Source organism: Bradyrhizobium diversitatis (assembly GCF_016031635.1).
In the GTDB taxonomy this organism is placed as follows: domain Bacteria; phylum Pseudomonadota; class Alphaproteobacteria; order Rhizobiales; family Xanthobacteraceae; genus Bradyrhizobium; species Bradyrhizobium diversitatis.
In genome coordinates, this window is the sequence record NZ_JACEGD010000008.1 from 260338 (window position 1) to 270666 (window position 10329).

The following is a 10329-nucleotide window of genomic DNA, read 5'->3' on the forward strand; positions in this document are numbered from 1 at the left end:
TCACGCAATGACGATCGGGGGCTGGAAATGGAGGCCTTCGAGCTGCGGCGCGACCGGCGACACGGGGGTCTCGTTGGCGGCGATCGCGGCGGCCTTGGTAAAAGCAGCGAAGTTGCCGTAGACGAGCGCCTTCATCAACGCGATGCGGACCGCCTCAGTCCCGCCGTTTATGGTGGACGCGAGGCCGAGGAGCCGCGTCGCAATGGCATCAAAGGCGGCAACGAGCCTGGCCGTCGCTTCGGCATCGCCACCGGCGATCCGCTGATGCTGAGTGATCGCAAGGCGGATCGCCCGGTAATAGTCGTGGAAGCCATTGGCGAGGGTCTGGAGGTAGGCGTTGATCGCAGCGTCCGTCCCTAGCGCCTGCATTGGCACCGTGGCATGTCGCAGGCTACGGTTACCGAGTGTGATCGAGCCCACCCAGAACCTCGGTACCTCTCCGCCCCCGGCGGGAGGGTCGCCCTCAATAGTGGTGATGTGAGCCGCGACCACGGCATTTTCCCAGGCAACGGCAACGGCTTGTCCCCGCACTGAAATGCCGCATGCGACCTGTTCTCTTGAGCGCGCGAGCGCTTCGAGCGCGGGGCCGCCCATGAGGATGTAGAGCGCCTCGCCCAGATGGATAAACGAAAGCAGCACCTTTGCCGGACGTTCCAGCGCGTTCTCCCCGAGCGTGGTCCAGCGACCGCGAGCGCGCGCCACAAGAGCTCCCACGGTCTCGCCCCAGTGCGTGACGTCATTCTCCGCCGGAGCGGTTGAGGTTAACGAAGCGAAGCGGCGTGCGCCGTCGCGGATATGATCTGCCGCCTCCGCCTTGGCCTCTCGCTGCACTGCGGTCGTGGGATTGGTAACGGCTTCCGCCTCGAAGCGGGCGCGCATTGCGCCGTAGGCGTTGCGGGTAGTCTCGATCAGGGGGAGGTTGTCGAAGTCCAGCGCGTGGAAAGGCGCCGGCATGATGGCGCGGCGCTGCACCGCGCGGTTGCCCGCATGCTCGCTTCGGCGCGGTGCCGGCGGCTCGAACGTGACGGCAAGCGAACCGATGGGAAGCTGCGGCCGCTCGAAGTCGCGCTTCAGTGCGGGCTTGGGTGGCACAATCCACCTGCCTCTTGTCGGCCGCGAGCGCTTCTCGTTGGCCGCGTTGCCGTAGCCAAGCTCGTCATGCTCCGGGTGGTAGCCGAGCTTGCGCGGAAGCACCGCGTAGAGATCAACCTTGTTGGAGCGCGCTGCGGCACTCGTGCCGCTGGCATCGGCGGGGCCCGACAGGCGAACGAGGGCGAGATGGACATGACCCGCGTTCACTCTGAAAGGAGAGCTGAGGGTTCGGCCATCTCCACGCTCGTCGGCGTTGCCGCTTTTGCCCGCGAAGCCGATCAGTTCTCCCTGCTTGATACCGGCTGGGGCATCCGGGTGCGCAGGGGCGAAGCGATTTAAGTGACCGTAGTCGAGCCTGTAGCGAATGACGCGGGTGCCGACAGTCACGTCAAACTCGACTGCGATGCGATTGCCAAGCTCCTCGATCTTCCGCCGCTTCGTCCTGACGCTCTGCCCGTTGATCGTCTCTTCTTCGAAGGCGTTCGTCGTCTGCTGGTAGGCCGTCTTGAGCGTCAGGGTTCCGCCGACCAGCGCACGAACGCCGACCTCGAAAGGGAAGGGGGTGTAGCCAGTGTAGACATCGCAGCCGCCGTGCCCCCGATGAACGCCGTCCTCGTTGGGCGCGTAATGAAGGAAGCTGTTCCAGGGTCCAAAGTAACCGTTGCTGATCATCGGCTCTACCGGCGAGCCGAGTGGATCATGCCTCGGGTAGAAGCCGCGCAGTTCGCCTATGTAGCGGCTGCGTTGCGGGTCGTTCCGCGGGGGCGCAGCAAGTTGGATCGGATAAAGACCATAGAAAAGAGGGCCGCTTTGACGGAAATGCCTCTGCAGTGCCTCGCGCTCAAGATTGAGGTCTACCATTGGCGCCTCTATAAGGCTGGTGAGGCGCGCGCACAGTCACGCACTGCAAGCGTGGCCGAATGGAGCCTCCCGGTGAAAAAGAAATCAGAAACAGACTGAGAGATAACGAATCTGTCGCACGGCTTGGCAAGCCCAGCGCACAAACAATGCCCGCGTGCCACGGCACTCGCACCGACAGTTTGTGCAAACTATCCACGCGCCCCCCAATTCCCGGTGCGTAGTGGCTAATAGACACACTGTCCTACCATGCTCGCAGCAGTTGCACCAGTGGATATCAACAGATGCTTTGGCGGAATGGTGGTGCGAAGTGCGCGAGAAGCAGAAGGCCGGACGCGTGCAAAGCCCGGGCGGAGCGTTCCCCAAAAAAACTAGCAAGTGTCAAATCGACAAGTCCGGTCCTGATTGACCTTGATGCAAATCAGCCGAAGCAAGATGTCAGCGGAGCGCTTGACCCACGCCCTGGCCGATTGCAACTTCCGGAAGCGGCGTTAAACTCGTGCTCGCTGGTGCGCCCGGACGCTTACGTGAGTACCGCGGAAGGCAATTAGCTGCGGCGGAGGGATCATGAACCTGAGCGCTAAACCAGGCGAGCACCTCGTTATCCTGATTCACGGGATACGCGATCGCGAGATGGCAAAATGAAATTAAGTAAACCCTAAGAGATGAGGGATTCGCGGTTAAGTCCACGAACTACGGCCGTATGAACATCTTGGAGTTTCTGCTGCCAACTCCTTACTTTCGAAACACAGCAAAGCTGATGGTCTGGACGCAAATACAGCACGCGAAGCTGTTGCATCCAAATGCTTCAAGAGTGTCGGTCATCGCACACAGCTTTGGCACTTACGTTATAGCCCAGATCTTCAAGGAGCAGTTCGCGCTCAAATTTCACCGCATCATTTTCTGCGGCAGCGTTGTTCGCTACTAGTTTCCGATTGAGCATTACACTTATCGCTACACTTGCAGCGTCGCGATCGCAAACATCGGTCCATGAGGGCAGACGGCGCAAAACGCCCAAGAGGCACTTGAAAAAGGCGCATCGGTGCGGCAGGATCAAGCTGGGGTTGTTGACAGCGCGGGGGGCGATCATTGGCTGTATCGGAATCTGTTCCCAATCCGGTTTCCCGGCGCCTAAAGATTTTTTCCTTCGATCCGGGCCTCGCATCCCAGTACGAGATGGCCGGCATCAGCGAAATTACCATCAACGTCCCGTGGGAGGACCTGCAAGCCGGTCCGATCGGCGAGTACATCGAAGTCGTCGACATCGATCCCGCCAGCAATGCTCTGTATCGGCCGGTCGATCTTGACGATCCCAAGCTGCTCGCGCAGGACGGCCTGGCACCCTCGCAGACCAATCCACAATTCCATCAGCAGATGGTCTATGCGGTTGCCATGACCACAATCGGGCATTTCGAGCGGGCGCTGGGTCGGGTCGCGCTATGGTCGTCCCGGCGCGAGTACCCGAAGGGCGGAGGTTACTATGAATATTTCGTACGCCGCCTGCGCATTTATCCGCACGCGCTGCGTGATCGAAATGCCTACTACAGTCCCTCCAAGAAGGCGCTGCTGTTCGGTTACTTTCCGATCGAGGTGAAGGACAAGTTCAATACGCCGGGAACGCTGGTTTTTTCCTGCCTCTCACACGACATCATCGCGCACGAAACGACGCACGCGCTTCTCGACGGCGTTCATCCCCGTTTCAACGTGCCCGTGAACGAGGATGTTCTGGCGTTTCACGAGGCCTTCGCCGATATCGTCGCGTTGTTTCAGCATTTCAGTTATCCCGGCGTGCTGCGCGACCAGATCGCGCGGACGCGCGGCAATCTCGCCAACGAGAACATCCTCGCCCAGCTCGCGCAACAGTTCGGGCGAGCTGCAGGTCGTGGCGGCGCCCTTCGTGACGCGCTGGGGGCAGAGAATCCGAAGACTGGCAAGTGGGAGCCAAGGCCGCCGAGCACGACGGCACTGGACCATACCATGGAGCCACACGATCGCGGTGCCATCCTGGTCGCGGCTGTGTTCGGCGCCTTTTCCAAGGTCTATCACGCACGGACGCTGGATCTCTTCAGGATCGCGACCGAAGGGACCGGTGTATTGCCAGAAGGTGCTATTCACCCCGACCTTGCCAAACGCCTGGCCGACGAGGCCGCGCGCGTTGCCATGTATGTACTGCAGATGTGCATCCGCGCAATCGACTACTGCCCACCGGTCGGGATCACCTTCGGGGACTATCTGCGCGGTATTATCACCGCTGACCACGACATCAATCCGGAAGACGAGTTCGGGTATCGGCTGGCGTTCATCGAGAGCTTTCGGCAATGGGGAATCTACCCCCGGGGGATGCGCACCATGTCGGCCGAAGGGTTGATGTGGCCGACAGGCGCCGAGGCCATGCAGGATGCTGGCGTTACGACGATGAAGCAGGACGAAATCGATAAACTATTCGTGGCACTATCGGATGCCGATGCGCGCAAGACCGGGAGCCGCAGGCCTCGCCGCACGGCCAAGCCGATCCAATTCAAACCCTGGGACCTGGAAGGAGATCGGCTGAAAACTTGGAAGGATATCGACGATAATTCCAGGGCGCTCTGGTTTTGGCTCGTCGAGGGAGCCGGCAAGAATCTCGCCAAGGCTGCAGGGTTGGTGCTCGACGACGGCAAGAAGGTCCCTGCCACCGTGTTTCGCAGAAACGGACGAATTGCGGTGGAAGTCCACTCCGTCCGTCGCGCACTGCGCCGCACCGCAAAGGGTTCGACAACCAGCGACTTGGTCGTCGAAATCACGCAGCGTCGCGCCGGCTACTTCGATCCCGAGGTGCAAAAAGCCAAGGACAAGCAAGCCAATCTTGCCAAGAGCGACACGGGTGACTTCCGATATCGCACCGGCTGCACCCTGCTCATCGATCCTGTGAGCATGAATGTTCGGCGCGTCATCAGTACGCCCGGCGATATTCTCGACAACGACGAGCTTGAACGCCAGCGCCAATACATCTTCGAGGGAGGACTGTCGCCAAACAACGCCTACCAAGCCGCCAGTCGCGACATGAGCTCACGCGAGCCGTTCGCGCTGCTGCATCGGCATGGAGGCTGATATGGCGCGCAAGGCGCCGCGGGCAAAGGCGAAAGCGAGCAAGAAGAAGGCTCCGACGAAGAGGAACAAGAAAAAGGCATCCGGGAGAAATAAGCCTGCGAACACGTCTGGATCCGCGGCCAAGCTGGCTCCCCCGGCGGGCGGCGCCATCGTACGGATGTACCGCATTGGTCACGGTGATTGCTTCCTGCTGGCTTTCGGGGGCGACAGCAAGCCTGTCCATGTGCTTATCGACTGCGGCTACAAGCCCGGTTCTCCCGGCTTCCTCAAGAGCACGCCGGATGACGTCGTTGCAGACATCCGCGCCGTGACCAACGACAAGATCGACATTGCAATCATCACTCACGAGCATCAGGACCACGTCAACGCGATCACAAAGAAGCGTTTCGACGGCCTCAAGGTCGACGAAGTCTGGTTCGCCTGGACGGAGAGCAGGGAAGACAAGCTGGCAAAGCGCTTGCGCAAGAAATACGGCGACAACGTGCGAGCGCTGGTCGCTGCGAGCAACAGGCTGGCCGCGTCGGATCCGGCTCAGGCAAGAAGGATTAGCGAACTGATAGCACTCGAGATCGGCGGCGAGATGGAGGCGACGCCGACGAGGATCGCTGCGGCCGGAACGATGGCCGCCGAAGGTGGCTCGGACAACAAGCGATCCATGCAAGTGCTGCGCGGGTGCTCATCAAAAGACCCGCGGTGCATCTATCCGCATAAGGAGATCATCGCGTTGCCCGGCGCGAAATCCGTCCGCGTTTTCGCGCTTGGTCCGCCTTACGACGAAGATTTGCTCGAGGATCTCGATCCGCATGACGGCGAAGGTTTTCCGAAGCACGGATTGACAGGCGGTTCGATCGCCCCGTCGTTCGCAGCCGCAGTGAATCAGAACGGAAAATCGGGAGATGCGGGCAGCCCGTTCTCTGCGCGTCATTCCATCCAGCTCGAGCGGATCTCCCGGGACGCAGCTGTCTCGCGCTGGTTCAAGGCGCATTACGGCACCGGCGCCGGAAAGGTGGGCACGCATGATGACGAAATTCCGTCCGCCTCAAAGTTCCGGCGCATCGACAACGACTGGCTGTTGGCCGCCGAGCATCTCGCGCTGGCGATGGGCAACGACACTAACAACGCCAGTCTTGTGCTGGCCTTCGAGCTTGGTAAAGGCGGCAAGGTCCTTCTCTTTGCAGGCGACGCACAACGCGGCAACTGGGCCTCGTGGGCTGCAAAGCCGTTCAAGGATGGCGAAGGCGAGGTGGAAGTCCGCGAGCTGCTCGGCCGCACAGTGCTCTACAAGACAGGTCATCACGGCAGCCACAACGCGACGCTTACCGGTAACGAGATGTCGAAGGTCCCCAATCTTGCCTGGCTTGGACGAGGAAGGTACGCAGGCGAGTTCACCGCGATGATCACGGCCGTTCGAAAATGGGCGGACGGCAAGGCGGGCTGGGACCACCCCTTGAAAGCGATCAAGACTGCATTGATGGAACGGTGTGGCGGACGCGTTTTTCAGACCGACACCGATTTCGCTAGGATGAGCAAGCATGACGAGGCGAGCGACCGTTCCTGGAATGCATTCCAGCAGTGCGCTTCCGGCAACAACCTTTATTTCGACTACCGTATTGATCCGGATTGATCCGGTACAACTGCCGCGACGGAGGCGGCCGATTTCACAATCAACATGGGGCTCTTTCATGCTGAAGTGCGTTTTCGTAACGACTGTCGCTGCCATTTGCTGGCTCGCTTCCGCCACGGCAGGCCTCGCGGCAACGGTAAATCCACTTGGGTTGAGCGACGTGGTTTACTCGACTTCGCTCAGCGTCCTGACCATGTTGTTCGTGGTCGCTCTCTTGCTCGAGAGTGCATTCAGCACAATCTTTAACTGGCGCGTGTTTTTGACCTACTTCAGTACGCGTGGTGTGAAGACGATCATCATGATCGCGATCTCCTTCATCGTCGTCTACGTTTTTAGTTTCGACGCGATCGCAAGTCTGATCGCTGCCTTCAAGCTTCCCGAGCAGCCCCCCGCCGGGATGACCAAAGATGACGAACTGAGAAAGTTCGTGGCACAAGAAACTGGGGCAGTATCGAAATTCATCACCAGCCTGATCCTCGCGGGAGGCAGCGCAGGCATCTACAACCTGATGGTGGCGCTAGGCTTCCGATCGCAACGCGAAACCGAAGTAGATCCCAAACCGCCTGTGGGACAAGCTTGGGTGGCTGTGCGAGTTAAGCGCGTCAACGCTGTAGGACCGGTCAACGTAATAGTTGCCGAGCAAGCGCAACTGCCGACCGACGTCTTGCAGATTGCCGGGTCGATCCGGTTCACCCGCCCGTCGCTCAAGGAGTTGTTGTTGCGCAATGTGGACAGGTTTCCGCAGAATGGCGGATACGTTGTTGCGCCTAACAAGGCCTACGTTGTCAAGGTCGAAGGTCGCGACGAGCGCGGAAACGCAATTTTCGCGCTCGGAGGCACCTATGCTTTCGCGGAACGGGCTATCGTCGACTTTGACGTCAACCTGTGATTAGTAGGCGGGCAAAATGAGTTGCTTTGTCCGTCGCGCTCCTGAATGGCCCGACGTAGCTTACCCGAGCTCTCGCGCATCGGCAGAACCACTCACCGTCCACGATGCCCATCGCGTCGATCCCGAGGCGGGGTTGGTGGCGTGATCCGGCGCGAAGGCTTCCGCGCTGTCATACGGATAGCACGCTATGGTTGGGTCAGGCAGAGCGCTACTGTGGCAGCCGTGAGGAAGAAGGGATGAGGCGATGCGTTTCTGGTGCGGTAGTGGGTGAGAGAACCGGCGGAAATGCCGGCGAAGCAGCTACTGCATTGCAAAGCAACACATCGGGATCTTTGACTAGGGCGACCAGTATTCGCCCATATACGGACGCGAGAAGCGCCTGAGCGCAGAGCTCTGGACGTTGGTGGCATTGATAACAAAGCGAGGTGCATTCCCGTTTGAGTCGTCAGGTCGGTCGTTTAACTTTGCGCCTTTCAACAAGAGACGCTGGAAATCCGGGTCAATCTGCCCAGAAGACCGACCTCGTTGAGTCGATAAAGAGCTCCAACATGAAACACCGCCGCGCGTTATCCGCCGCCCGAAACCGACAGAGCGGACTTCGTCTTCAATCCTGACAGGTTCTTGATGCGGATCAGTAAGCTCTTCTTCCATGTCAGTTATACTGAGCTGCCGCACCCGCGGGGTTCTTGTCCCCGAGGAATGCGGGTTCGAAGATGAGTTGTGAAATCTGCCTGAGGATCAAAAACGGGATTCCACTGTTGGTAGGCGTCCATGAGTTCATCGCGAGATCGCCAGCGAGTCCGCACCAGCCCGAGTGTTATCGCGCAGATCATGGCGGCATCGGAGATGGGTGCTGGAAATTGGCTTGGAGCGACCTCCAGCGGGAGCGGCGGAAACTGGCCTCGGGTGTAAAGCTCATACCAATGGTCGACTTCGTCGATGCTCGTTGGTTGGTCATGTCGGTAATCGTCGATCACGGCGTTCACTGCACGTCGCAGTGCTTCCTTCGCGGCCCAGCCAATCGCGGGAGTGCTAACCTCAGCAAGTGTCGAGTCCCAGATCTCGAGGAATTTCTCGAACTCTTTCAGTTCGGGGATCTCACGTCCGATCGCGACATTCCAATGGTCTGGAGCGTGGTTCCCGGATGTCGTCACCAGTGATTCTCCAAGAATTGGTGCTAAAATTCAGGCGAAGAATGTGGACTACCGTCCGCGCCCCCGATCAATCCCCAGCCCCCTAGCACGCTGCTGAAGAAAGACTTCCATCCCCGCCTTTCCAGCCTGCGCTTGCTCGGCCTCTTCAGGACGCTGCTGCTGCTCCACCGTTCGTCCTGGATCAATCCGCCGCTCGTTCTCCATCTCTTGGCTCTCGGTTTGCCGCCGGTGAATGGGGCCGTCAATTAGCGTTTCAAGTGACTCTGAAATCGTCGCAAGGAGCTTCAGCGCGCCGCCACCCATGAGATCGAAACCGTCGCGCCGAGGCGCCTTGCCTGACTCGCCGACACCCCCGTTTCTCGGGTTCGCTAGCCGGCTCGCGGAAGAGGCCATCTCGGTGCCGTTCCAAGCAATGCTCCAAGGCCATCGAGAAGAGCGCATGGTTCGTTGCCGGTGAGGCGTCCACGTCGCCAGAGACGATCATCTGGCAGAGATATTCGAGCTTCAGATCGGTTTGGTGAGCGGTGAGCTTCGGCTGAGAGTAATACGTCGCGCCAAAATTTGAAGAGCAAGCTCTATTGTCAGGAACTGGACGAGATCGACAATCTATTCGCGTAGCTCGGGATCATCCTCAGTCACACAGAGAAGATGTTCGAAAGCTTCGTTCTCGAGCCAACCTCCCCAATTTCGACTGAAGCCGGCCCCAGCAAGAAGATATGTTCCCATGGTCAGCCCATCATCCGGACTTAGTCGCGCACAGCGAGGGGAGTTTCGAATGCTGCCGAGCAGAATGCAATGGGAGATTGTCAGGTCAGCCGCGGTTGTGCGCATAATCGGTGAGTGAACAGCGGGAAATCAGCGGCGAAGAGGAGTCCAAAATAGAGCCCCCGAATTAGAGGGCTCTGTTGGGCGCCAAGGGGGGGTAGGAGGCGCCGAACCTCGTAGCTGCTCTCACCCAGCCACTCGGGTGCTTCCGCTTCGAACGCTTCCCACTCCGGGTCGTGCTCGGTGAGTGAACTCGGCATTTCACGCTCCCAGGCGGTCGGGCGGCTACACCCCACGCGTTAACCCATTTAGCAAGGCCCGTGCCAATGCTTCGGGGCGCCAAAAGCTCGGAAAACTGAGAGCTATCGAGTCGGTAACGGAAATGGATTCGCAAACGTCGACCTATTCGGCGTTTTCGGCGAAGTGCCCTCGGTGTGCATGCACCCACGGATGGCTTTGGTGCGAACCAATGCAGAGGCGCAAGCGATCGCACCGCAAGGGGACGCACGAACTGTTGGCGACACCAGGTGTCCTTGGAAATTCTGCTCTTCAGGAAGGTTGACCTGCCCCTGCCGATTTCCTCCAGTTGAAGTTAGAGTCCGGCCTTCTGAAGGACGGACAGATGAAGCGAGCCAGGTTTACGGAAGAGCAGATTATTGGCGTGCTGCGTGAGCATGAGGCGGGTGCGAAGGCTGCCGATTTGGCGCGGAAGCATGGCGTCTCTGAAGCGACGCTGTACAATTGGAAGGCGAAGTTCGGCGGTCTGGACGTCTCCGATGCCAAGCGGTTGCGGCAACTCGAGGACGAGAACGCCAAGCTGAAGAAGCTGCTGGCCGAGCAGATGCTGGATGCTGCAG

7 protein-coding genes are annotated in these 10329 nt (G+C 59.6%); 4 read left to right on the forward strand and 3 right to left on the reverse strand.

Annotated features, from left to right (window positions below; genetic code table 11):
- The gene (locus H1B27_RS10250) at window positions 1–1953 is read right to left on the reverse strand and encodes a hypothetical protein (protein WP_197965961.1); all 1953 of its coding nucleotides are present in this window, start codon (window positions 1951–1953) and stop codon (window positions 1–3) included.
- A gap of 1086 nt (window positions 1954–3039) precedes the next feature.
- On the opposite strand from H1B27_RS10250, the gene H1B27_RS10255 reads away from it, so the two are divergent.
- From H1B27_RS10255 to H1B27_RS10265, 3 genes are read left to right on the forward strand one after another with little or no spacing between them, the layout of a single operon-like run.
- Entirely contained in the window at window positions 3040–5040 is a 2001-nt protein-coding gene (locus tag H1B27_RS10255) for a gluzincin family metallopeptidase (RefSeq protein WP_246515330.1), read from the forward strand.
- 1 nt (window position 5041) lies between these two features.
- Entirely contained in the window at window positions 5042–6664 is a 1623-nt protein-coding gene (locus H1B27_RS10260; protein WP_246515332.1) for an MBL fold metallo-hydrolase, read from the forward strand.
- 58 nt (window positions 6665–6722) lie between these two features.
- Window positions 6723–7553: a hypothetical protein gene (locus tag H1B27_RS10265; RefSeq protein WP_197965962.1), complete on the forward strand. Its 831-nt coding sequence runs from the start codon at window positions 6723–6725 to the stop codon at window positions 7551–7553.
- 656 nt (window positions 7554–8209) lie between these two features.
- Here H1B27_RS10265 and H1B27_RS10270 read toward each other — a convergent pair.
- Window positions 8210–8707, reverse strand: coding sequence for a hypothetical protein (locus H1B27_RS10270; protein WP_197965963.1), 498 nt, complete (start codon window positions 8705–8707; stop codon window positions 8210–8212).
- A 48-nt stretch (window positions 8708–8755) separates the two neighbouring features.
- Entirely contained in the window at window positions 8756–9100 is a 345-nt protein-coding gene (locus H1B27_RS10275; RefSeq protein ID WP_197965964.1) for a hypothetical protein, read from the reverse strand.
- A gap of 994 nt (window positions 9101–10094) precedes the next feature.
- Between H1B27_RS10275 and H1B27_RS10280 the strand changes: the two genes are divergently transcribed.
- A partial coding sequence (locus H1B27_RS10280; RefSeq protein WP_197965965.1) for a transposase occupies window positions 10095–10329 on the forward strand: 235 nt, incomplete at its 3' end.

Coding starts and splice junctions, on each gene's coding strand:
- H1B27_RS10250 (WP_197965961.1), bottom strand. CDS start 1,953: ATGGTAGACCTCAATCTTGAGCGCGAGGCACTGCAGAGGCATTTCCGT.
- H1B27_RS10260 (WP_246515332.1), top strand. CDS start 5,042: ATGGCGCGCAAGGCGCCGCGGGCAAAGGCGAAAGCGAGCAAGAAGAAG.
- H1B27_RS10265 (WP_197965962.1), top strand. CDS start 6,723: ATGCTGAAGTGCGTTTTCGTAACGACTGTCGCTGCCATTTGCTGGCTC.
- H1B27_RS10275 (WP_197965964.1), bottom strand. CDS start 9,100: ATGGCCTCTTCCGCGAGCCGGCTAGCGAACCCGAGAAACGGGGGTGTC.